Source organism: Streptomyces sp. NPDC058751, from assembly GCF_042746485.1.
Taxonomy (GTDB): Bacteria; Actinomycetota; Actinomycetes; order Streptomycetales; family Streptomycetaceae; genus Streptomyces.
Genome location: NZ_JBHYPZ010000009.1, coordinates 119,934 through 142,178, shown reverse-complemented (window position 1 = coordinate 142,178; position 22,245 = coordinate 119,934). Strand labels below are relative to the sequence as shown.

General features: G+C 70.5%; 19 protein-coding genes. 9 read left to right on the top strand and 10 right to left on the bottom strand.

The window, feature by feature from the left end:
* The first annotated feature begins 146 nt into the window (after positions 1 to 146).
* Positions 147 to 1,337, top strand: a complete 1,191-nt coding sequence (locus ACFW6B_RS11440) for a LuxR C-terminal-related transcriptional regulator (RefSeq protein WP_386594509.1) — start codon at positions 147 to 149, stop codon at positions 1,335 to 1,337.
* Positions 1,338 to 1,573: 236 nt separating this feature from the next.
* Positions 1,574 to 2,545: an RICIN domain-containing protein gene (locus tag ACFW6B_RS11435; protein WP_386594507.1), complete on the top strand. Its 972-nt coding sequence runs from the start codon at positions 1,574 to 1,576 to the stop codon at positions 2,543 to 2,545.
* A 745-nt stretch (positions 2,546 to 3,290) separates the two neighbouring features.
* Here ACFW6B_RS11435 and ACFW6B_RS11430 read toward each other — a convergent pair.
* Positions 3,291 to 4,409, bottom strand: a complete 1,119-nt coding sequence (locus ACFW6B_RS11430) for a fatty acid desaturase family protein (RefSeq protein WP_386594505.1) — start codon at positions 4,407 to 4,409, stop codon at positions 3,291 to 3,293.
* 7 nt (positions 4,410 to 4,416) lie between these two features.
* Entirely contained in the window at positions 4,417 to 5,472 is a 1,056-nt protein-coding gene (locus ACFW6B_RS11425) for a ferredoxin reductase (RefSeq protein ID WP_386594503.1), read from the bottom strand.
* 86 nt (positions 5,473 to 5,558) lie between these two features.
* Here ACFW6B_RS11425 and ACFW6B_RS11420 point away from each other — a divergent pair, with 86 nt between their 5' ends.
* Positions 5,559 to 6,698: a PucR family transcriptional regulator gene (locus ACFW6B_RS11420; RefSeq protein ID WP_386594501.1), complete on the top strand. Its 1,140-nt coding sequence runs from the start codon at positions 5,559 to 5,561 to the stop codon at positions 6,696 to 6,698.
* Positions 6,699 to 7,132: 434 nt separating this feature from the next.
* The gene (locus ACFW6B_RS11415) at positions 7,133 to 8,683 is read left to right on the top strand and encodes an alpha/beta hydrolase (RefSeq protein WP_386594499.1); all 1,551 of its coding nucleotides are present in this window, start codon (positions 7,133 to 7,135) and stop codon (positions 8,681 to 8,683) included.
* A gap of 242 nt (positions 8,684 to 8,925) precedes the next feature.
* Here the strand turns inward: ACFW6B_RS11415 and ACFW6B_RS11410 are convergent, their stop codons facing one another.
* The 5 genes from ACFW6B_RS11410 to ACFW6B_RS11390 form a co-directional block, all read right to left on the bottom strand.
* Complete coding sequence (locus ACFW6B_RS11410; RefSeq protein WP_386594497.1) at positions 8,926 to 11,085, bottom strand: permease; 2,160 nt, start codon at positions 11,083 to 11,085, stop codon at positions 8,926 to 8,928.
* Positions 11,085 to 11,768, bottom strand: coding sequence for an ABC transporter ATP-binding protein (locus tag ACFW6B_RS11405; protein ID WP_386594495.1), 684 nt, complete (start codon positions 11,766 to 11,768; stop codon positions 11,085 to 11,087). The genes ACFW6B_RS11410 and ACFW6B_RS11405 overlap by 1 nt, the downstream gene beginning before the upstream one ends.
* A gap of 86 nt (positions 11,769 to 11,854) precedes the next feature.
* Positions 11,855 to 12,199 carry a hypothetical protein gene (locus ACFW6B_RS11400; RefSeq protein WP_386594493.1) on the bottom strand — a complete coding sequence of 115 codons (345 nt, stop codon included), beginning with the start codon at positions 12,197 to 12,199 and terminating at the stop codon, positions 11,855 to 11,857.
* A 679-nt stretch (positions 12,200 to 12,878) separates the two neighbouring features.
* Positions 12,879 to 13,541 (bottom strand): fasciclin domain-containing protein, encoded by a 663-nt coding sequence (locus ACFW6B_RS11395; RefSeq protein WP_386594658.1) that lies wholly within the window; start codon positions 13,539 to 13,541, stop codon positions 12,879 to 12,881.
* Positions 13,541 to 14,260: a hypothetical protein gene (locus ACFW6B_RS11390; protein WP_386594491.1), complete on the bottom strand. Its 720-nt coding sequence runs from the start codon at positions 14,258 to 14,260 to the stop codon at positions 13,541 to 13,543. Before ACFW6B_RS11390 ends, ACFW6B_RS11395 begins: the two co-directional genes overlap by 1 nt.
* Positions 14,261 to 15,017: 757 nt before the next feature.
* On the opposite strand from ACFW6B_RS11390, the gene ACFW6B_RS11385 reads away from it, so the two are divergent.
* Complete coding sequence (locus ACFW6B_RS11385) at positions 15,018 to 15,380, top strand: hypothetical protein (protein WP_386594490.1); 363 nt, start codon at positions 15,018 to 15,020, stop codon at positions 15,378 to 15,380.
* 307 nt (positions 15,381 to 15,687) lie between these two features.
* Here the strand turns inward: ACFW6B_RS11385 and ACFW6B_RS11380 are convergent, their stop codons facing one another.
* From ACFW6B_RS11380 to ACFW6B_RS11370, 3 genes are all read right to left on the bottom strand, one after another.
* Positions 15,688 to 16,692 carry a nucleotidyl transferase AbiEii/AbiGii toxin family protein gene (locus tag ACFW6B_RS11380; RefSeq protein WP_386594488.1) on the bottom strand — a complete coding sequence of 335 codons (1,005 nt, stop codon included), beginning with the start codon at positions 16,690 to 16,692 and terminating at the stop codon, positions 15,688 to 15,690.
* A complete protein-coding gene (locus ACFW6B_RS11375) occupies positions 16,689 to 17,312 on the bottom strand; it encodes a hypothetical protein (protein ID WP_386594486.1) in 624 nt (207 codons plus the stop codon). Before ACFW6B_RS11375 ends, ACFW6B_RS11380 begins: the two co-directional genes overlap by 4 nt.
* Positions 17,313 to 17,577: 265 nt before the next feature.
* Positions 17,578 to 18,036 carry a hypothetical protein gene (locus ACFW6B_RS11370; RefSeq protein ID WP_386594484.1) on the bottom strand — a complete coding sequence of 153 codons (459 nt, stop codon included), beginning with the start codon at positions 18,034 to 18,036 and terminating at the stop codon, positions 17,578 to 17,580.
* Positions 18,037 to 18,365: 329 nt separating this feature from the next.
* Between ACFW6B_RS11370 and ACFW6B_RS11365 the strand changes: the two genes are divergently transcribed.
* From ACFW6B_RS11365 to ACFW6B_RS11350, 4 genes are all read left to right on the top strand, one after another.
* Positions 18,366 to 19,136: a hypothetical protein gene (locus tag ACFW6B_RS11365; protein WP_386594482.1), complete on the top strand. Its 771-nt coding sequence runs from the start codon at positions 18,366 to 18,368 to the stop codon at positions 19,134 to 19,136.
* A 157-nt stretch (positions 19,137 to 19,293) separates the two neighbouring features.
* The gene (locus tag ACFW6B_RS11360) at positions 19,294 to 20,040 is read left to right on the top strand and encodes a hypothetical protein (RefSeq protein ID WP_386594480.1); all 747 of its coding nucleotides are present in this window, start codon (positions 19,294 to 19,296) and stop codon (positions 20,038 to 20,040) included.
* Between the two features lie 579 nt (positions 20,041 to 20,619).
* Positions 20,620 to 20,760, top strand: a complete 141-nt coding sequence (locus tag ACFW6B_RS11355; RefSeq protein WP_386594478.1) for a hypothetical protein — start codon at positions 20,620 to 20,622, stop codon at positions 20,758 to 20,760.
* A 706-nt stretch (positions 20,761 to 21,466) separates the two neighbouring features.
* A complete protein-coding gene (locus ACFW6B_RS11350) occupies positions 21,467 to 22,090 on the top strand; it encodes a hypothetical protein (protein WP_386594476.1) in 624 nt (207 codons plus the stop codon).
* The last annotated feature ends 155 nt before the right edge of the window (positions 22,091 to 22,245 follow it).

The following is a 22,245-nucleotide window of genomic DNA, read 5'->3' as shown; positions in this document are numbered from 1 at the left end:
CTCGGGACCGGCCGTCGCCGGGAAGGCCGTCCTCCCGACGTGGTGCAGTGGTGCGTACCGTACGGCGGTGCGCACCGCGCTCGAGGAAACGGTTGGACATGTGCGTGTCACTGTCGATGCGCCGTGGCCGTCGTTACCCTGATCCCATGTCCGAGGACGGGGGGCGAGTCGGGCGGGCCCGGAGGGCGGCCGTGCGCGCGGCGACGGCCGCGCGGAGTGTCGAGGAGTTCTTCGACGTGGTCATGACCGCGCTGGCCCCGCTGCTCCCGTTCGACATCTGGGCCGGTGTCACCGTCGACCCCGCGACCCTGATGAACACCGGCGGCAACTACCGCAACGCCGTGCCCGAGTCGCTGATGCCGCGGATGCTGGACATCGAGTACCGCGAAGGCGATGTCAACCTGCTGCCGGACCTGGCTCGGCGCCCGTCCCCCGTCGGACTGCTCAGCCGCGAAGCCGGTGATCTGCTGGCGCACAGCCCCCGCTACCAGGACATCGTCCGTCCCCTGGGCTACCGCGACGAGTTGCGTGTGGCCCTCCGCGACCGGCACGGCGTGTGGGGCGCGCTGGTCCTGGGCCGCGAACGCGACGCCCCGGCCTTCGACGACACCGATCTCGCGACGGCGGCGACGCTCGCGCAGCCTCTGGGGGACGCGTTGCGCCGGCTCCAGGTGACCCGGCAGGCGTGGCGGCCCCCCTCGCCCTCGGCCCCGGGGCTGCTCCTTCTCGACGTCGGCTACCAGGTGCTGCACCGGAGCCCCACGGCCGGACTGTGGCTCGACGAACTGCTGGGCGGTGACCGCGCCCCGCTCGGCGAGCGGCGTACCGGTCTGCCTCCCGCCCTGTGCGCCGTGGCCGCCGCGGTCCGCGCCCCGGCGGCGGCCGGTGGATCGTTCACGTCCTGGGCGCACACCCGCACGCTCGGCCCGGCGCGGTTGCACGCGTGGTCGCTGTCCGAAGGCCACGGCCGGTCCCGTGCCGCGGACCGGGACGGGAGCACGGAGCGGGAAGGAGCCGCGGACCGGGAGAGGGCCGTCGTCGCGGTCGCGATCGAGTCGGCCCGGCCGGAGGAACGCGCCTCGTTCCTGGTCACCGCCTACGGGCTGACGCCCCGGGAACGCACGGTCACCGAACTCGTCCTGCGGGGGCACTCGACCGCGGAGATCAGCCGCCTCACCCGCGTGTCGCCGCACACCGTGCAGGACCACCTGAAGGCCGTGTTCGACAAGACGGGTGTGCGCAGCCGCCGGGACCTGGTGGCCACCCTGTTCGCACGGCACTACCGGCCCGCCCTGGGACAGGACACGGACGCCTCGGCGGCCGGCCCCGGAGCCTGACCCCGGTCCACCGGCAGGCCGTGCCGCCATCTGCCCGGGCCGACGCGTCCCGCCTCCCGGTCGGGCCGGTCCGGCGGCCCCCACCTTTCTGGGATGGCGACGCCGCGTACCGCTTCCTAGGTTGGCAACGGCTCCGGACACGGCACGGGGGACTCCGGAGCCTCGCGGAAGCACCTCTCGGCCGGCACCCGGCCGGGATCCTTCGCGCCCCCTCGAGACACGAGGAAGCAGATCCCATGCATGTTCGCCCGACGATCCGGTACCTGTCGGTCCTGATCGCCCTGATCGTCGCCGTCCTGCCCTCGACCGCGGCGAGCGCCGCCCCGGCCGGACCCGCGGCGGTCGGCGGGACGTCGTCGGCCGCCGCCCAGGGAGACGGTCTGATCGCCCTGAAACTCGGCGGCCTGATAGCCGCGGACCTGGAGGAGGACTCCATGTCCGGGGACGGCGACGAGGTTCGCGTCCTGGTCAACGGCCACCGGGTGTGGCCCTGGAACGACGGCGCCTTCGACATCTCCCACGCCGGAACCTGTGTCCAGTTCGTCGAGCCGTGGGTCGAGGGCACCGGCACGTGCGGGCAGCCGTTCGGCGCCAAGGGCGGGGGCTACGAGCAGTTGTACTTCAAGGTCGGCGAACAGGTCACCGTCCGGATCGAGGAGGACGACCTCGTGGGCGACGACGACCTGGGCACCGCGACAGTCACCGTCGACGGCACCCGCCAGGTGTTCACCGCCGCCCGGAAGGACGGGCGGTGGCCGAACACCGTCGACTACAGCACCACCGCGGCGCTCGAACCCGTGACGGGACTCGGCGTGTGGAACCTCAACAGCGGCAAGTGCCTGGAGATCCGGGAGTCCTCGGACGTGAACGGTGCCGTCGCCCAGCAGTGGGGCTGTGTCGGCCAGGACGGCGCCCGGTGGGTCTTCGAGCGCACCGGCTCCGGCGTCCTCGTCCGGCGGGCGGGCAACGGCAAGTGCCTGGAGATCGACAACTCCAAGGACGACAACGGGGCCAGGGCCCAGCAGTGGGACTGCAAGGGCCAGGACGGTACGTACTGGAAGCCCGTGTCCGTCCACTTCGGCGCCCTCTATCTCGTCAACGAGAGCGGGAAGTGCCTGGAGGTGCAGAACTCCTCCGAGGACGACGGCGCGAGGATCCAGCAGTGGGACTGCGTGGGACAGCCCGGCGCCGTCTGGTACAGGAGTTGACGCCGGGACCGGCGGGCCCCGTCCCGGTGTGACGCCGGTGGTGTGACGTTCCGTCGTCCGCGGCGGGACGGCACACCACCGCTCCGCCGCGGTGTGCCGTGGCACGTGGCCGTGATCTTGGACGGAGGACGACGTCCGGTCCCCAGAGGCGCACGAAGCGCGGTCGCGTGCCGGCGCACGCCTCCCTGTGTGCGCGTGCCCGGCGCTTCCGATACGTCCGAATGGTGGGTTCACTGTCGGGAAAAGCAGGGAATGAGACGAACGATCCCCGACGCGGCCGGCGTCGAACGGGTGCGCGGACCGCTGCGGCAGACCGGTGCCGCCGACGCGGTCGAGGACATGGTCCGGCAGCGGCACGTCCACGCGGTGGTCGCGCTCGCGGCCGCCCCCACCGACCCTGCCGTCCGAAGAACGCCCGCCGTCTTGATCGAGGCCGCCTTGTGGCGGACCCGATGGCCTCCTCGCGGCTCAGGGGCGGCCGCTTCCTGCGGCGGCCCCGTTCACCGTCCGGTGGGAACTGCGGCGGTACCGCGTCGCCGGATACGGTCCTGGAGCCGCTCGAAGGCCGGCCTTCCGCGTTCCCGTACGACCGGCTCCCCGTCCGATGCCGTCGCGTCCGGGCAGCCGGCTGCCCGGATCCCGTGTCGTACGGTCCGATGTCCCGGCCGCCCGACGTCCGCGACGGATCCCACCGGACCCGGCGGTGCCGCCGGTACGGCCGAAAGACCTGAACCAGTACCGGGAATCAGGCCGCGACGAGTTCCTGCCCGCGGTCCGGCGTCTTGAGCTTGGGCTTCTTGTTCGGCAGCGAGAGCCGGACGACCTTGTGCCACGCGGAGAACACCTGCTTGGGCAGCGGCCCGGTGACGTACTCCAGCTCGTACTTCTCGAACAGCGCGCGCACCTTCACCGCGACCTCGGCGTACCGGTTGCTCGGCAGGTCCGGGAAGAGGTGGTGCTCGATCTGGTGCGAGAGGTTGCCGGTCATGAAGTGCATGGCCTTGCTGCCGCTGATGTTCGCCGAGCCCATCATCTGGCGCAGGTACCACTGGCCGCGCGTCTCGCCCCTGATCGACCGGCGCTCGAAGACCTTCACGCCCTCGGGGAAGTGCCCGCACATGATCACCGAGTGGGACCAGATGTTGCGGACCAGGTTCGCGGTGAAGGTGGCGGCGAGGGTGGTGAGGAACGACGGGCCCGACAGCAGCGGGTGGATCACGTAGTCCTTGAGCACCTGCCTGCGGATCTTGCGGCCCACGGCCTTGGCCCGCGCCCGGAACTCCGGGTTCTTGCGGCGGCGCTTGCTCAGGTTCCGGCCGAGCTCCAGGTCGTACGCCGCGATGCCGTACTCGAAGAAGCAGGCGTTGATGAAGTTCCACAGCGGCTGGCCGAGGTGGAACGGGTGCCACCTCTGGTCCTCGTCGACGCGCATGATGCCGTAGCCGAGGTCGTTGTCCTTGCCGATCACGTTGGTGTACTTGTGGTGCAGCTCGTTGTGCGAGTGCTTCCACTGGTCGGACGGCGAGACGTGGTCCCACTCCCAGGTGGTGGAGTGGATCTTCGGGTCCCGCATCCAGTCCCACTGTCCGTGCAGGACGTTGTGGCCGATCTCCATGTTGTCCATGATCTTCGCCACGGACAGCCCGGCGGTGCCGATCAGCCACGCGGGCGGGAAGAACGAGAACAGCAGCACGCCCCGGCTGACCAGCTCGAGCTTGCGCTGCGCCGAGATGACCTTGCGGATGTAGGCGGCGTCCTTCTCGCCGCGACTGGCGAGCACCTCGTCGCGGATCGCGTCCAGCTCGCGGCCCAGCTCCTCGATCTGCTCCGCGGTCAGGTGGGCGGTGGGGTCGATGGCGGTCAAGGTGTTCCTACCGTTCGATGTCGCAGGGGCCCGCCGCGGCGGACACACAGGTCTGGATGAGGACGCCCGGTTCGGCCTCGGTGATCTCGCCGGTGCGCAGGTCGCGGACGGCGCCCGCCTTGAGCGGCGTGGTGCAGCCGAAGCAGATGCCCATGCGGCACCCGGAGGGCATGAGCACGCCGGCCTCTTCGCCGACGTCCAGCAACGGCGTGGCGCCGTCCGCGTCGACGGTCTTGCCGGTGGTGCTGAACGTGACCTCGCCGCCGTCGCCGGCCACGACGATGCCGGGGCGGAAGCGTTCGGTGTGCAGGCGCTCATGGACGCCGTGCTCGGTCCAGTGCTCTTCGGCCGCGTCGAGCAGGCCCGCGGGCCCGCAGGCCCAGGTCTCGCGCTCGGCCCAGTCGGGCACGAGTTCGCCGAGACGGGTGATGTCGAGCATGCCGTCCGTGTCGGTGTGCACCTCGGTGAGCCGCAGCTTCCCGTCCGCGACCAGGCCGTGCAGTTCGTCGCGGAAGATCACGTCCTGCGGCCGTGGCGCGCAGTGGACCATGACGACGTCGTCGAACTCGGTGTCGCGCAGCATGCCCATCACGGGCGTGATGCCGCTGCCGGCCGTCAGGTAGAGCACCTTGGCGGGCTTGGCCCGCGGCAGCACGAAGTCACCGGTCGCCTGGTCGAGCTGGATCAGCGTGCCCGGTCGCACCTTGCGGACCAGGTGGTTGCTGACCTTGCCGTCCGGGATGACCTTCACGGTGATCGTGAAGCGGCCGTCCCGGCGGTCTGTCGGCGAGGTGACGGAGTAGGCACGCCACAGGCGCACCCCGTCGACGTCGACCCCGATCCGCACGTACTGACCGGCCGTATGGCCGCGCCAGCCCCGTCCCGGTCTGATCACGACGGTCGCGGCGTCACCCGTCTCGGGGTGCACGGCCTCGATGCGTCCCCGCAGGTCAGCGCCCGCGCGCAGCGGGCTGACCAGGTCGAGGTAGTCAGACGGCAGCAGCGGTGTCGTGACCATCTCCAGTAGTTTCCACGACCTGCTGCGGAGGGCTGTACTCGTCATGGCTCCAGCTTGCTGTGCCTCAGGGCGTAAAGTCCTGACCGCAGGACGTAAATCTGGTCGGCTGAATTGTTCGCAGGGAATAAAACGTGAGCCATGTGATCCGGAGGGCCAGCGAGCTGGCCCTGGACGAGACGACGGTCACCGTACTTCGGGCCGGGCTGAAGGCCACCGCCGACGAGGTCGTCCAGGCGATCATCGACGAGGTCCCTCCCTACGCCAACGCCCTCACGGGCCACATGGGCGCCACCATCCGCCGAGCCGTCCGCACCGCCCTGGGGCACTACCTGGACCTCGCGAGCGGGAACGCCACGGGCGGCGACGGCGGTGACGCGGCCTACGAGCTGGGCCGCGGCGAGGTCCGCGACGGCCGTTCGATGGACGCCCTGCTCAGCGCCTACCGCGTCGGTGCCCGCGTGGCCTGGCGGTGCCTGGCGGCAGGTGCCGTACCCGCGGGTCTGCCCGCCACCGAGGTCGCCAAGTTCGCCGAGCTGACCTTCGCCTACATCGACGAGCTCTCCGCCGCGAGCGCCGCGGGCCACGCCGACGAACTGGCCGCCCGGGGCAGGGACCACGAGCGCCACCTGGAGCACCTGGCCCGCGACCTCCTCGCCGGCGCGGGCCCGGACGTGCTGCTGGTCTCCGCTCAACGGGCCGGGTGGCAGCCTCCGGTCTCGCTGACCGCGGTCCTGCTGCCCGCCGCCCAGGCCCGGCCCGCCTACCGCGCGCTCGACCCGAGCACCCTCGTCCTCGACGATCTGCCGGACGCCACCGGTGTGCTGCTCGTCCCCGATGCCGACCGAGCACGTCTCCTGCGGCAGCTGACCGACCGCACCGTCGTGGTCGGTCCGGCCCGGCCATGGACCCGTGCGTCCGCCTCGTACGCGCGAGCCGTCCGCGCACGCTCCCTCTCCCCCGATATCCGCGACACCGAGGACCACCTGCCCGAGCTGGTGCTGAGCGCCGACGTGGACGCGTTCGCGGACCTGCGCGCCCGGGCCCTCGCACCGTTGCGGACCTTGCCCGTCGCGACCGCGCGGCGGCTGGAGGAGACGCTGCGGGAGTGGCTGCTGCACCAGGGCAGGCGGGAGGAGGTGGCGGCGGCGCTGTTCGTCCATCCCCAGACCGTCCGGTACCGGATGTCGCAGCTGCGGGAGCTTTTTCCGGATCTCGCGTCGCCGCAACGGGTCCTCGAACTGACGCTGGCGGTCGGTCCTCGGGTCGGCTGACGCGTTCTTCGACCGTCCACGACCACGTCCGCGTCCGCGTCCGCCTGTTCGATCATTCGTGCCCGCAACCAGGCATTCTGTCGGGCCGTGCGCGCTCGGTCCCACGGGTCCTCGCCATGCATACGGGCATTGCCCCGCAAGGACAACTTGGCCCACCGCTTCCGCAACTCCGGGCTGAGACGGTGGTCTGCCGACAGGATCCCTCACGTCAAGGACCGTCAGGCCGAACTCCATTGGGCGGTTCATGAGTCCATGACCGGTTCCGGTGCGGCAGGGACCGTATCGGCCGACACTGAACTGGCCCTGGGGACAGGCGACTTGCAGGCGGGCGGAGTCGAGGCTTGTACCCTGAACGCATTCGGCGATCAGACGATCATGGGTGCGGGCGTGCGGGAACGGGGCGGGCGTCCAAGGGCGGGAGCACGGGGATCCAGATGAGTGACGCACATCCGATACGAAGCCGCAGAACGGGCCTCTCGGTCGGCGCGCGCATCATCGCCGTGATCGTCCTCACCGTGTTCGGGGCCGTCAGCGCCTGGCTCCAGCACGACGCTCCCGGCCGGAGTACGGAGCCGCGTACGGAGTTCACCGCGGACAACCCGCCCGCCGGTCTGCCCACCGCGCTCACCACCGGCCAGCACCTCCGCTGGGCCGGCTGCGCCTCGCCGCCCACCGCGCGCACGGGCTACGACTGCACCACCATGAAGGCTCCCCTCGACTACCGGAAACCGGACGGCAGGACGATCGACGTCGCCCTGATCCGCCGCAAGGCCACCGGCCCGAACGCCCGGCGCATCGGCTCGCTCGTCCTCAACTTCGGGGGCCCCGGCGTGTCCGGCGTGAGCGGACTGCCCGAGTTCCTCAACCAGTACGGGTCGCTCCTCGACCGCTACGACCTGGTCTCCTTCGACCCGCGCGGCGTCGGCGCGACCATCCCCGTGCGATGCGGGAAGACCGCGGACGACACCAGCTACGACGGGGCCGCCTGCGCCAAGTACTCCGGGGGGCTCCTCCCGTACATCGGCACCTCACACACCGCGCGCGACCTCGACCTGATGCGCTACCTCCTCGGCGACGAGCAGCTGCACTACTTCGGCGTCTCGTACGGAACGGCGCTCGGCGCGGTCTACGCCCACCTGTACCCGTCGCACGTCGGACGGCTCGTCCTCGAGGCGTCCGTCGATCCGACCGAGGACCTCTACGAGAAGGGACTGTCGCAGGTCAAGGCGGCCCAGGCGGCGTTCGACCGGTTCGCCGCGCACTGCGCGGCCCGTATCCGCCGCTGCCCCACCGGCGACGGGCCCGAGGAGGCCGCGCGGCGCATGGCGCGCCTGGCCGACCGCCTGGAGAAGAAGCCCGCCCCGGCCGGCGCCGGCAAAGACCTCGACGCCGACGGCCTCGCGTACGCCGTCAGCGAGCACCTCGACCTCGGCACGGACGACTGGACGCCGCTCGCCAAGGCCCTCACCGCGCTGATCGACCACAACGACGGCCGTCCGCTGAGCAAGGGCGTGGACGGCATCGGCTCCGCCGACCGCGCGGCGACCCCGCGCGACAACAGCCGCGCCGCCCTGATCGCGATCACCTGCGCGGACTCCAGCCTGCGCCCCGACTTCGAACACCTCGACCGGGACGAGGCCCGCTTCAAAGCCGCCTCGCCCGTCTTCGGCGCAGCCCGGTCCGCCAGCGCCTACCTCTGCTACGACTGGCCGTTCGACGGCGAGCGCACCACGCTCCAGGTGAACGCCGACGGCGCGGCCCCCGTCCTGGTGGTCGGCGGCACCGGCGACCCGAACACCCCCTACCCTGGCGCCCGCCACATGGCCCGTGCCCTGGGCGACGGCGTCGGCGTCCTCCTGACGGCCCAGGAGGAGGGCCACGGCACGTACCCGCAGAACCGCTGCGTCATGGAGAAGGTCGACCACTACCTCCACACGGGCCGCACCCCGGCTCCGGGGACGGTGTGCCGGGGCAGCATGTCCTGAGGCCCGTACGGATCCGCGGGGCGGCTTCGAGCGCCCCCTCACGATCGCCGCGGAGCCGGATCCGTTCACGCTCATCACGCTCACCGTGGGCAGACGGCCGGCGGAGACCGTTCTCACGGCGGCGACAGATCCTGCGGCCCGGCCCACCGTCCTGGCTTCACCACCGCTCGCCCGGCGAGGAGCGGGCCGGGCGCTCGGTCCACGACGAGGCACTCGGCGCAGCCGTCGGGAGACCCTCTCGTTCAGTCGGCCGCCGGCCTCCACTGGTCGGCCTCTCGCGCAGCCGCGCGAGCGCCGAGGAACCCGACGGCGAGAGAGACCAGGGCGCAGGTCGTGACGCCGGCGGCCAGGACGGTCCAGGAAACGGAGCCCTCCTGCACCAGGGCGATGAAGAACACCGAGTGCCATGCCGTCACGGCGCCGGTCATGACCGTGGCGATCAGGAGGGGGAAGGTCAGGTGCCAGGAGCTCACGGACCGGAACACGCGGCGGCGGCCGGTCAGGACGGCCAGCGGGGCGAGTGCGTGGCGGATGCGGACGAATTCCGCCGCGGCGCTCACGGCGCCGGCGACCAGGAGGAAGAGAAGACCGGTGACGCCGAACAGCTGGATCCAGTTCGGAAGGCGGGTCCGCGAGGAGCCCAGCCAGGTTCCGCCCAGTTCGGTGACTTGCACCGAAGGGTTGGAAAGTGTGTACGCGGCCTTCTTCACCGCGGCGAGGTGCCCCGGTTCGGGGGTCACGACGAGGAGGGACTGCATGCCGTCCGGCTTCACCGTGATCCGGGATGCCTGGATGAACTTGACGTCGCCGTACCAGCGGCGCAGCTCGTCCACCTGGGCGCTCTTCGCCGCCGGGCGGTTCGTGTCTGCGGCGCAGGCCACGTGCAGCGCGCGAAGGTCCTGGCAGGAGCCCTCGATCGACACCCACGGGTCTCTGGGCGGTCCGGGATCGTGCATGGTGCGGGTCAGCAGAAGCGATCCGGCCGGCAGCGAGGAGCGGAACCGTTCGGTCTGTGCCGAGGTCATGCCGCTGGTGGTCAGCTCGATCACCGTGTCCTTGATGCGCTGGTGGGTGGCGACAGCCGCCTTGGAGTGCTCCCCGAGCCTGCTGGTCCACACCTGCATCTGGGCGACGATCCCGATGCCGATCACCATGGCCAGTGCGAGGCGCACGATGACTCCGGGGTGAGCGTGTGTCCATCGCCCACCGATGAGGCGGCCCGCGTGGCCCCGGCGTCTGCCGCTCTCGGCGAGCCAGGCGCCCAGGTGGCGGGTGGCGAGGGCCACGACGGAGGACAGGAACGCCCACATCACGACGGTTCCGCTCGTGAACACGACCAGCTGCGCTTTGCGGGGCACGTACTGGCTGCACAGGACCAGCGCGACACCGACTCCGCACACCAGCAGGCGCCATGCCGGAACGCTGGACGTGAACGAGGTCGGGCGGGTGGATCTGCCGTCCCGGTGGACGCGGTGCGTGGCCACCACGATGGCCACCACGGCCAGCAGGGAGACGACTCCCGCCCCGGCGGCCATGGGCCAGGCGTCCCGTACGTCGCGGTGGTCGAGGATGTATCCGGTGGGACCGAGGCGGATGTCGCGCAGGGAGGCGACGGCGTACGGAAGGAACGCGACGAGGGTTCCCAGGGCCACGGGGAACGCGGCTTCGCCGATGTTGACCATCATCCGGTGCCGCGATGTCCCGCCGAGTGCCTGCAGCAGGCTGCTGCGTCGGTCCCGGGAGCGGGAGCCGACCCGCGCGCTGATCACGGCCAGGGAGAGAGCGGGCAGACCGGCCAGTGCCCACAGTGCCGTGAGCGGGGACGTCACCGGGGCTTGATCGGCCATTTCTCCTGTCGCGCCGCCGCCGCCCCCGAAGGCGGCCACGGGCAGCCACCGGTGGTCGCTGGCCGGCGGAGTGTCGGCCACCCGGACGTAAGCGATCCGCTCGGAGGGGGTGACCAGGCCGTCGGCGGTGATGGTTCCGGCGAACGAGCCGTACCGGGTGCGGATCCCCTCCGCATCTCCGGTGCGCAGGAGTTCGGGAGACAGCAGCACCCCGCCGGGCTCGGGCCAGTCGGTGACGCCGGCCGGGACCGGGGCCTTGGAGGTGAGGGGGTGGACGAACACGACGGACACGGGCCGCGTGCCGATGGAGTCCGCACCCTCCCGGTACAGCAGGGCCGCGTGTTCGCTGCCGGTGATCACTGGCCCTCTGGCGTCCGCCCGGGTCTCGCGGCCGTCATAGGTGGCGAGGGTGGCCACGGTCGCCAGGACGACGAAGGCGACGGCGAGGGACGCGCCGAACAGACCCCACCTGCGCAGCCGGTCGCCGGGGCTGGAGCGGCCCGCGGCGAGGCCGATCCTGATCAGTGTGCCCGCAGTGCGCATGCGCGTACGCATCAGAGCGCTCCTACTTCGGCCAGGATCCCGCCGTGGAGTTCGTGGCGCCGGTCGGCCCGCTCGGCGACCGAGGGGTCGTGCGTGACCAGGAGCAGCGCGCAGTTCCGGTCGCGGGTGGTGGTGAACAGGAGGTGGGCGACTCCCTCTTTGGCCTCGGGGTCGAGGGCGCCGGTGGGCTCGTCGGCGAGGAGGACGGCGGGCTCGGTGATCAGGGCGCGGGCGACGGCGGTGCGCTGGCGCTCGCCTCCGGAGAGCATTCCGGTGGGGGTGGAGCCGACGGGGACGCCGAGTTCGCCGAGGAGTTCTTCCGCGCGCCGGTAGGCGTCCTGGTGGCGGCCCCCGTCGAGCAGCACCGGCAGGGCGACGTTCTCCACCGGGCTGAGTTCGGGGAGGAGTTCGCCGAACTGGAACACCATGCCGAGGGTGTCACGCCGTGCCTGCGCGAGTTGCGCGGCCCCGAGCCCGGTGAGCTCCCGGCCTCCGGCGGTGATCGTGCCTTCCTGCGGCTTGATCAGGCCGAGGACGCACATGAGCAGTGTCGACTTGCCGGACCCGCTGGGGCCGGTCACCGCGACCGACTCGCCGGGGGCAACGGACAGTTCCACACCGTCGAGGAGGGTTCGGCCCTCGACCTGATAACACAGGCCGCTCACCCGAAGCCCGGACGAATCAATTGGTTTCACAGAATCTGGCCTCTTGTGTCAGAAAAAGGGGTACGCCGCACCAGCCCGGACGGGCTGGTGCGGCGAGGCATCCGTGGATGTCCTGCTTACGGGATGACCCACCCGGAGCAGTCGTCCGGGTCGCCGTAGTTCTCGTCACAGGCCTTGAACTTGTAGATCCGGGAACCGTCACCGGACGTGGCGGTGGTGCCCGGTCCACTGTGGTTCCACAGCGTCCGCTTCGTGTCAGGGCTTTCCGACCGGTAGTACTCGGCCTTGACCGGGTCCCCGTCACGGCTGTTGTCCTTGACGGATATCTTCCCGCTGTCGCCGCCGGCGGGCGACCAGGCGTGAGCACCGCCACCGTAGGCGTCAGCGGCGACGGCCGTGGCCGTGGGCACCGCGAGCGCGGCGGTGAGCATCGCTGCGGCGACGAACCTGACTCTCTTCATTGCGTTCCCTCCGTTGGTCATCTTCCTGGTGGATCAGCGGACTTTCCGTGGCATGGCGCCGATGCCACGGCCCCGCGCCGCTTCCCCAGGCACCACAACGATCACACGGACGCACTCAGGAAACCGGGAATTTACGACGGGACGGCTCAATACCGACCCCGGCCACCGATCGGAACGGCCCAGACATTCACGGTAAGTTTTCGGTGAAAACGGAATGACTTGTGAACAATGCTCCATCTTCGCGGAGTTGCCGTGCCGAACCGAAACGGATCACGGGAGGGGGCTGCGGCACGACGGTGCGGTGACCGGCACCCGGTCGGCAGTCGCAGGTGGCCATTTGACGGGAATTGATCGACCGCACCGGGTTCACGACGCCTCTCCGCACCGTAGTGTCCATGGTGTTCCCGTTGCTCACCGTCGCCGGTCACCTTTTGTCTGTGCCCAGGTTCGGAATCGCGGTGCGGACGCGTCTGCGCAGGCGGACACCGGACCCGGTGACGGTGCGGACACCGGACCCGGTGACGGTGACGGTGACGGTGCGGACCTACCGGCCGGCATGCCGGTGATCGATCACGAGTCGGCGTTCGAGGCGGTCCTCGCCCTCGTCCTGAACGGCCTGGTGCACCACACCGGGGTGTCAGGGCGACCGGGCAGGGCGTGCGCCCTGGCGGCGCAGGTGTCAGTTCTTGGGCATCAGGACGGTGTCGATGACGTAGACGTTGGCGTTGGCGGTCTTCACGTTGCCGCAGACGACCTTGGCGGAGTCGTTGACCGTGTAGGACTCGCCGGAGCCGGAGGTCGTGAGCTTCGACTTCTCCAGGGTGGTGAAGGAGCCGTTCTCCAGGTCCTTCGGGGTGAGCTTCTGGCCGACGACGTGGTAGGTGAGGATCTTCGTCAGCTGGGCCTTGTCGTTGAGGACCTTGTCCAGGGTCGCCTTCGGGATCTTCGCGAAGGCGTCGTTGGTCGGCGCGAACACGGTGATGTTCTGCGCGTTGTTGAGGGTGTCGACCAGACCCGCCTTCTCCACCGCCGTCACCAGGGTGGAGAGCGCGGGGTTGTTGGAGGCGGCGGTGGCGACCGGGTCCTTGGCCATGCCGTCGAAGGAGCCGGCGCCGTCCTTCGGAACGGAGGCGCAGGCGGGCCCGAACGGCTGGTCCGTACTGCTCGCGCTGCTGCCCGAACCGGCCATGTCGTCACTGCTCTTCGTCGCCGCAGCCGCGGCCGTGCCGGCGGAACCGGACTTGTCCGAGTCGCTGCCGCCGCTGGAACAGGCGGTCAGCGCCAGGGGCACTACGGCGGCAGCGGCGAGAAGGCCGGTGGAACGACGGGCACGTGTGTTCATCATGTTCTCCTGTGGAACGGCGCAGCACGATGCGGCTGCGTTCGGGGGTTGTGGAAAGACGGGTCTCGAAGAGGGCTCAAGGCCTTCGTGGTCGGGGATGGAAGGGTCGGTCCACGGTCACGACGACGGAGCGCCAACCGCTGGCGCCAGGTGTCCCGGGTGTCCTCGGCGGCCAGGTGGGCCTGTTGCCAGGGGGCGTCGTCGATGCGGACTTCGGCCTCGTCGATGCCCCGGTACTGGGCCCAGGCGACGTCGGCGATCATCGCCGTGCCGGCCTCGGGTACCGGCCGCGCCGGGGACCGGGGATTCGGCAGCACGACCTTCGTACGAGAGGCGATCGCGCCCTGGCCACGCGAGCCGTTCAGCGACCGGCCGACCGCACCCACCACTGCGGAGGTCGCGGCGGCGGACGCGGCCGCCAGGACGAATCCCCGCCGGTCCCGTCCCGCGGGCCCCGGCAGACCGTCTCCGGCCTCCTCCGTCATGGACTTCGACGTCGGTGACCGCCTCACCCCGGTCGGACGGTCCACCAGTACATACAGGAGCAGAGCCCCGGCGATGGCGCCCGTGACGACCGGACCGGACTGCGGACGCATCGCCGCCGCGACCGCTTCGGCCACCACGAGCGCGGCGAAGCCGGCCAGCACCCCGCTCGGCGCACCCAGCGCCAGACGCGGCAGACCAAGCCGTGCTCGCTGGTCCTTCTCCTCGTCCCTCACGTGGGGAATCCGGTTCTGCACACCGAGGCGGATTGGTCCTCACCGGATCAGGTGAGAGGAGAGTCCCCGCCGATCCATCACGCGTTCGGCAACGGATCACCCGGACGGCATGTCACGCCCGACCGTCCGACGAGCGAGCAGCGGTACGGCGGGCGGACCTTCGAGGGCGTCGTCCCCCGGATCCCGGCGACCTCCCCGACAACTTCCGTCGCGGGGCGGCATGTCGGGATGAAGTCCTCCCCCGGAGATCAGGAACTCCGGCCGCAGCCTCCAGGGGCTGCCGTCCTCGGTCTCCACCGCGTAGAGCGGTCCGACGTGGCCGTCACGCTCGTCCTGCTCGATGACACACGCGACGATCGCACCGCGGCCGCCCACGATCTCCGGCCCGAGCCGGCCCGGTTCCGGAATCGGCGGGTGTGGCGTCGCCCGATGGGGCGGTTCTCACGTGCCCTCGTCGGGCGGACCGTATTTCGCTGTCCACCAACAAGATCGACTATGTTTCGGTGCCATGAGGGGCGGAGAGCAGTCGGTGGACATTGCCGGACTCGATGGTGCCTGGGGCAGGTCGTGGCCTGAGTGCCCGCCGGAGGCCCGCCGCTTGCGTCACCGGTTCCCGGAGCGCTGGGTCCGCTTCCACACCCTCCCCGAGGGCAAGAGGTATGCGACCTCGGACGCAGAACACGCCGAGATCTTGGATCGTCTCCACGCGCTTCTGGGGGATCTCCCCGGCGCCGCCCCAGTCGGCGACGGAGGACTCGTGGCGATCACCTGTTCCTGGTCCGCGACCGGTGCCCCGACCCCACGGGACAGCGCGGTTGCCGCCACCACGCCCGGGGCCGCACACTGGCGAAGCGATGACCTGGCCACCGAGCCGGGTTTCCACTCGTGGTGGCACTTCTACGTCTCCGCGACGGGCCTGCGCGATTCCGCACTGGACCGGCTCCTGCTCTGTGTGGCCGACGACATGACGGACGGCGTCGTCCTGACCGAGCCCGCCTGCTCCTGGGCTGTCCACCCCTATGACGGCGGCGTGGACGTCTTCGCGGAGAGCATCGGGATGCGTGATGAGCTCGCCGGCGCCTATGCCGCGTGGCTGCCGTCGACGCTGCGGGGGTCGTGATCCGCATGCGGGCCGAGTGGTCCGGTCGGATGTCGTGCCCGATTCGGCAGGTCCGGACAGGGAACGGCGGCACGGACCCCACCTCCGCCCGGTTCCGGCCGTCGGACTCGAACGGTGTGAGGCCGGCCCGTGGCACCGAGCCGGGGTCACGCTCGATCGCCCGCCGGGCGGCCCGCTGCCAGGACCCCCGCTTCGCGAGCGCGGGTGCACCGCGGGGAGGACGGTCGTGGCAGTCCTGCCGGCTGGTCCTGGCCGGCTCTCCCCTGCCGTGCTCAAGCCGCGTCGGGAGCATCCGAGCCCGTGATCGTCAGCCGCTGTCGGCGGCCCCCTCGAACGTCTTCGTCACAGCCCGCACCAGCCGGTCCGCGTACTCCCGCTCGGCATCCCCGAACTGCGGGTATTCAGTGACGAAGTGGTTCCACTCCACGTACCCGACTGCTTGGACCACGTCCTCGAGCAGGATCCTCTCGCGCTGCGGACACGGCCACTCGCCCGACAGCCGGAACACCTCGTGCAGCAGTTCGTAACGGAGCGGATGCCGCTCGGCCAGCAGCACGGCGTCGTACAGATCCTTGCCTTGCCCGTGCATGTCATTGACCAGCCACATCAGCTTCCAGGCGAGGGACAGCCCAGGCGTAGCCGCCTGTACGACGGTGCCGCCCGGCAGCTCGGTCGGCTCGGGAGCCTCGGGCAGGTGCTCGTTGAACACGAAGTCGAGCTGGACATGACCGCCCGGCAACCCGGGTGAGGCCCACGGCAGGACCATACGGCGGCCCGGTACCCGGTCGTACGTCCAGATGTCCTCGACCACCGCGCCCCGTGCCGAGATGTCCATCTCACCTCCGCACGTCCCGGCCAGCGTCTGTGCGGCCTCGGCGATCCCGCGCAGCATCCGGTCCGTGCGGCCGTCGTCGATCCGCCAGGTGTCAGGGACGACGACGAAATCCAGGTCTCCGGGTTCACGGGCGGTGTCCGGGAACCACGCCGACAACAGCACGCTGCCCCTCAGCACCAGCGCGTCCACCCACTGCGACGCGGCGATCGCGTCCAGCACCAGGAACAGGGCCCGGCGCCGGGCCGCCCGCCATTCCTCGCCCCGCGCCGGATCCCCGAATCTCGGATCGGTCGCGCGATAGGCGTTCTGGTGGTGCTTCAGCGACGGGTCGAAGACGGGACGCTGCACCACGTCGTCCCCCGGCACCCACTGCAGGGTCTTCGGCAGGTCCTCGGCTGCGCGGGTGGCCTCGTCCAACGGTTCCCGGGGCAACTCGGCGCTCCGCCGGCCGAACCCGTCCCACGCCGTTCCGCTCATGTCCGAACCCCCACAGGCTCCTCGATCCAACCGTCGTCCACGGACAGGTCGCTGTCATGGAGCACGAACTCCCGCTCCACGCCCAGCACCGCGAAGTCCCCCAGCTCCGTCAGCAATCGGTCCAGTGCCCGCCCCGCCCCGTCGGCACCCGTCCCGCGGCATCGCTGCGTCACGAACCGCTCGTGCCGCGTGCCGGCCCGCACCCGTGTGGCGTTCCACGACAGATGGGCACCGTGCGGCACCACCCGGGCCGCGAGCGCGGCCAGGTCCGTGCCCGCGTCGAGCAGCAGTTTCACATGGTGCTCGAAGTACCGCTCGTCGTCGCCGTCGAGCCGAGCCGGTACCTCCGCGGCCCACGGCGTGCACTCGGTCTTCACCCGTACCGGCTCGAAGCCGTTCGCATGAAGCCCCGCCACCACGTCCCGCACCCGTTCGGCCTGCTCGACGTACGACGACGAGCCGGACAGCGTGAGCATGGGCTGCTCGGGCATCCTGCCGCGTGCCAGCACGATGTGCGTCAGCTTCAGCCCGGCCGAGACCGCCCATCGACGCAGCCGCAGCCAATCGGCGGGATCGGTACAGCGGACCGTCACATGCGATTCGTACTGAGATGCGGACACGTGCGGATCCTGCCAGACCACGGCCTCTGCCCCGCCATTCGTTTTCGAGGCCGGACGCCACCGTGATGCGCTACCGGGCGTGGAAGGGATCATCGCCGGCGCCACAGCCGTGATCGGCACCTTCAGGTTGCCGCCGCCGGACCGGCGCGAGAGCACCTCGACGGGTGACCGGGCGAGCCCGCGGGACGGTCCCGTTCCGCATCCCCGCCGTCTCGATCGGGGTCCGGGCCGACCAGGGCACCGGGCCCTTTCGTGTCCGGGCCGGTCAGGTGGTGTGGCGTACCACGTAGGCGGTACCCACCTTTTCCGCCGCGGGCGAATCCGCCTGGATCGTGAGACTCGGCCCGGCCGTGGTGAAGTCGAACCTGCCCGTCGTCGACTGCGCGCAGTCGACGCGCACGGCCTTCTCCGCGGTGCCCGAGACGGCCGTGAAGGTGACCGTGCCCTCCCCCGCGCAGGCCACCTCCACCCGCAGGACGGTGCCGGACTTGACGGTCTCGTCCACGTTCTGTCCGGGGATCGCGAGGGAGCCGGACGAGACGAAGCCCTCGTCGTCCGCGTCCAAGGGGTCCGTCCCGGTGAGCAGGTCGCGGGCCTTCTCGTCCAGCCGCTCCCTGGCGGACCGGGGCGCAGCCTGCGCTGTTGGCGCTGCGGTGGAGCTCGGCGTCTTTTGGGGCTGTGGAGTCTTCGACGTGGCGGGCGAGCCCGAACACGCGGTTGTCATGCCAGTGAGCAGCGCGACGGCAGCCAGAGCTCTGAGGGTACGGCGGGTGAAGCGGTACATGAGATCCCCCGGAGTGCGATCAGAAGCCGGCAGCGTACAACGATCCTCTAGGTGCATGTCGATCTCGGCGGGTCGTTCTCGGACAGCACGAAGACCGGGGAGCCGGGTGTGGCGCGAAGCGGTGAGAGGCCGTGCCCTCCTTCTGCGCCCGGGTGAGTGAAGGGCCCCCTGGGTAGGGTGAGTTGTGGCGGAAGGGCTGCCGGGAAAGCCTCACATCGGACATGGGCTGCCGAGAAGGAGACGTGCGTGGACGACGGAGACGCGTTCTGATGTCGGACGAGACGCGGATACCGGGGAGCCGGGGCGGTACGGGAGCACGTGAGAAGAAGCGGCGCCTCACCCCCGGTACCTGGTGGGTCGGGCGGCGCTTCCGGCACTCGCGGCGGCCGGCGGCGCGAGCCTGGCCGCAGGTGCACGAGGATGTCGCCTACCTCACGCGGGAGTTGGGCCGCTGGCATCCCAGGACCCTCACCGCCCGCTCCAGCGTGTCCCGCTGGCTGGTCGACGAATGCCTGCACGCCGACGCCCTACGATGCGCCGAGGCCGAAGTGGCCGACAGGATCGCTGAGTTCGGGGCCGACGCCCCTGAAACCCTGGGCTGGCGCAGTGGGCTCGCCTGGGACCGCCGCAGGCTCGGTGACCTGGACACAGCCGTCGCCGAGGCGCGGGCGCTCGCGGACGACTGCGTCCGGGTGCTGGGCTCCGACCACGTCGACACGCATTACCGCAGAGCGACACTCGGCCAGTTCCTCGCGGAGAACGGTGAATCGGCGGAGGGCGTACGCCTGGCGCGCGCCGTATATGCCGAGTCCCAGGCCTTCGGCCTCGACCGGTGGCGCGAGACCCGTTCCCTCCGCAACGTCCTGATCACAACACTGGAACTCAACGGCGACGTCCAAGAAGCACTCGACCTCCTGGACGAGGAGATCAAGGTCGAATCGGGGACGCTGTACGGCATCGACGAGAACCTCGGTGACTACGAGATGAAGCGCTTGGAGGAGTGGCGCAGGCGCCTTGTCGCCAAGGTGGCTTCCCTGTAAGCCGCTTCGGGAAGTGAGCCCGCCTCCTTTCCCGAAGCCTCCCGACCCCGGAGTCGGACAGCGCGTAGATCCCGCGCCGGGGTTCTCCGTCGGTCGGCGGAGAACATCCGCGAGAATCGGTGTGACGCCCAGGTCCGGCAGGTCCGACAATCGTCCGATGACTGACAAGAAGCGTTGCCTCGCCCTCCATGTCGTCGTTCCCGATCTTCCGGAGAGAGGCGCAAGCGTGGAGGTCCGACCGTTCGTCGACGGTGAGGACATCCTGGCCGAGGTGTTCACGGAGGGACCGGGTGCAGATCCCAAGTACCTCCTGCTGCCGGACAGCCCTCTCACGGCCGGTACTGAGCCACGCGAGGTGCGGCTGGCCGAGGCGACGTGCACCGAAGGGTGCTGCGGCGCTCTCTACGTGACCATTCGGCGTGACGGCGACCACGTGATCTGGAGCGGGTGGCGCAACCCCGACGCGAACCGCGTCGACCTGCCCGAGTTCTGGTTCGATGCCCGGGAGTACCAGGCAGAGGTCGAACGAGCCGTCGCGGACCACAGCTGGGAGTGGCCGGCGCGCACCGTCGCCCGGCTGCTGGAGCTGAAACTCGGAGAACACACCGACTGGCTCGCACAGTGGGAATGTGAACTCGGCGGTGTCTCCGCCTGGCTCTGGGAGCCCGACCGGATCAACCTCTTCCTCTTCCATCCGGGCCTCTCGGTCATCGGGGAAGGCCGCCCATGGCTGCAGTTCCAGATGGTGCTCAACGTCTCCGGCGACGACCCCGAAGAACAGGCCGAGGAACTCGCCGAACGACTCGTGGCAGGTGACCCGCGTCGGACAGCCGAGGTCTGCGGCGGATCGCCGGAGTACGCCAGCCGGCTCGGCCACCCTTGGCCACAGCGGCGGAGGACCTAAACGCTGTGGCCGACGAAACCGGCTCGCCGGGTGCGCTCCGTCTCCGGCACGGCGAGGTCGAACCCGGGGAAGAGGCGAGCACGGTGAGCGCCCGGGAATCGGTTACGGCGTCTTCGAACTCGCCGACGTGCGAGCCGGATCCTGAACGACCGCCGTTCTCGGCGGGGACCCGCCGAGGCGACCGCGAGGCCCCACCCGGTCAGCCTCCCAGCCGAAGGCCGGCCAGCCAGACGTCCGGAGCGCTCAAAGCAGTATCCACGCCGGAGCCGGGGGCCTTCGAACCGGAAGCGGTCAAGCCGGAGGTGATCGGACCGGCGGGAATGCCCGCCGGGGGCATCGGGGCCGACGAAGCCGTGGGAGCCGGGGCGGTCATGGAAGGAACCTCCTGAAGGGGGCGGAAGAGCCGCGTCGTCGCTCCCGGTGGACGCCGTCCGAGAGCTGGTCTCGCCCCACCGACGAACGCCCCTACGCCGATCGACACTCCGCGAGCCGTTTCTCCAGGAATCTCCGCTCGGCCGCGTTCTCCACCAGTTCGAGGGCCCTCTCGTCGGACTGGGCCAGCGCCGTCCGCGGGGCACGGTGGAACCGCCCATCGTCACCATCGGTCAGGACCTGGACATTCTGCGGCACATCTCCCCGGAGGGCGAGGAGTACAGCGCCGAAACGGTGGTGCGGTGGCTGTCCGACGGGCTGATGGAGGCGGCGCCCGAGCCCGCGTGAGCACCGTCGTCCTCAGCGGGCAGCCGACCGGCGCTCGGCCCGCCCGCTGATGCGGCAGGGCTCTCCAGCCATCGTTCCTGATCGCTCGGTCAGGACGCGTATCGAGTCGTGGTCAATTGGCGGGATTCGCTGTCGCGGCGGGGCCTCGTCCGGCCCCTGCCTGGGCTGACCAATGGCCAACCCACGTGCCCATCAGCCCTACTCGTCCCGCGGCAACCGGGCCCACCTGCGTCAACACGGCGTCAAGACGGCGTCAAGGCGGTGATTTCGGAGAAGAAGGAGCCGATCGGCGACTACGAGAACGTCGGGCCGGATCGGCGCCTGGTGCTGTGCTTGCGGCGAGCCCCTGGGGCGGTACGTGTCGAAGGCTCTCTGACCCCAGACTCCGAGGTACTGGCTGCCCGGGCCCGCGCAGCTGCCCACGACCCCGCAGCCGGGCCAGCACGGGCGCGGTCTACAGTCATCCGGGCCGACCGGAGCGTACGGACGGCGTATCGCGAAGTAGGCCATGTCCGGCAGCGACCTGCCCTGTGTTTCGCGCGTGTTGCAGACGAGGAGGGGATCATTGACCGACGGAGCGGAGCGGGGAGTCCGGCTGCGGCTGGCTCGCCGTCGGACCGCGCCGCAAGTGGTGCGGTCGCGGGTGCCGGAACCGAGAGCGCCCGAGCCCACAGCGCAGCCTGCCGCTGAGCCCGAGGCGCTGAGTGTGCGTGAACGGCTGCGGAGCGTCGGGTGGGCCCACGCCATCACCGTTGCAGGAGCGGGCCTTGCCGCGGTTGCCGCGATCGGCGGGCTCTGGGCGCAGGCGGTTGCCACATACTGGGCCCAGGAGACGGCGAAAGACCAGCTCAGCCAGTCGCGAGAGGACAGCCTGCGCGAGAAACAGGCCCAGGCGTCACAAATCACATTCTGGTCGGAGGACTCGGAGGCGGGAACGGGGAGTGAGTTCCACGTCCTGAACCGTTCGCTCGCCCCGGTGATGGCCGTCAAAGTTGGAGCGCAAGCGCGGCGATCTTTCAAGGAGCCCTTCTACCTGGGTGAGTGGGGTACTCGCGAATTGCCCCCGTGCACAGAAGTGATCTTCGAGACTCGGAAGATGTTCCTGCTTGCCGGGGCTCCGGGTGGAGACCAAGGTCGAGTGAGCTTCGACTCGGAGAAGTTCGGGTTCGAGTACCTGCGGTTCGTCGACAGTCATGGATTGACGTGGGCGCGATGGCCGACCGGCCTGTCCGACAAGGAGCCCGGGATGGTTCAGGAGGCCGTTGGCGGGGTCGAGATGGGCAAGCCTCGTGTGAAGAAGGCCGAGCACTGCGGCGACGAGCACGGATGAGCTGGGCCGGCCGGGACATGCGAGTGCAGGCTGTCCAGACGCCGCAGGAGAAGCTCCAGAAGGACGGCACGATCCCATGAGCCAGATCCAAGCCCGTACGTGCCAAGCAGGGCGAACTGCTGCGCGCCGAGCCCGTGACCCAGCCGATAGTGCAG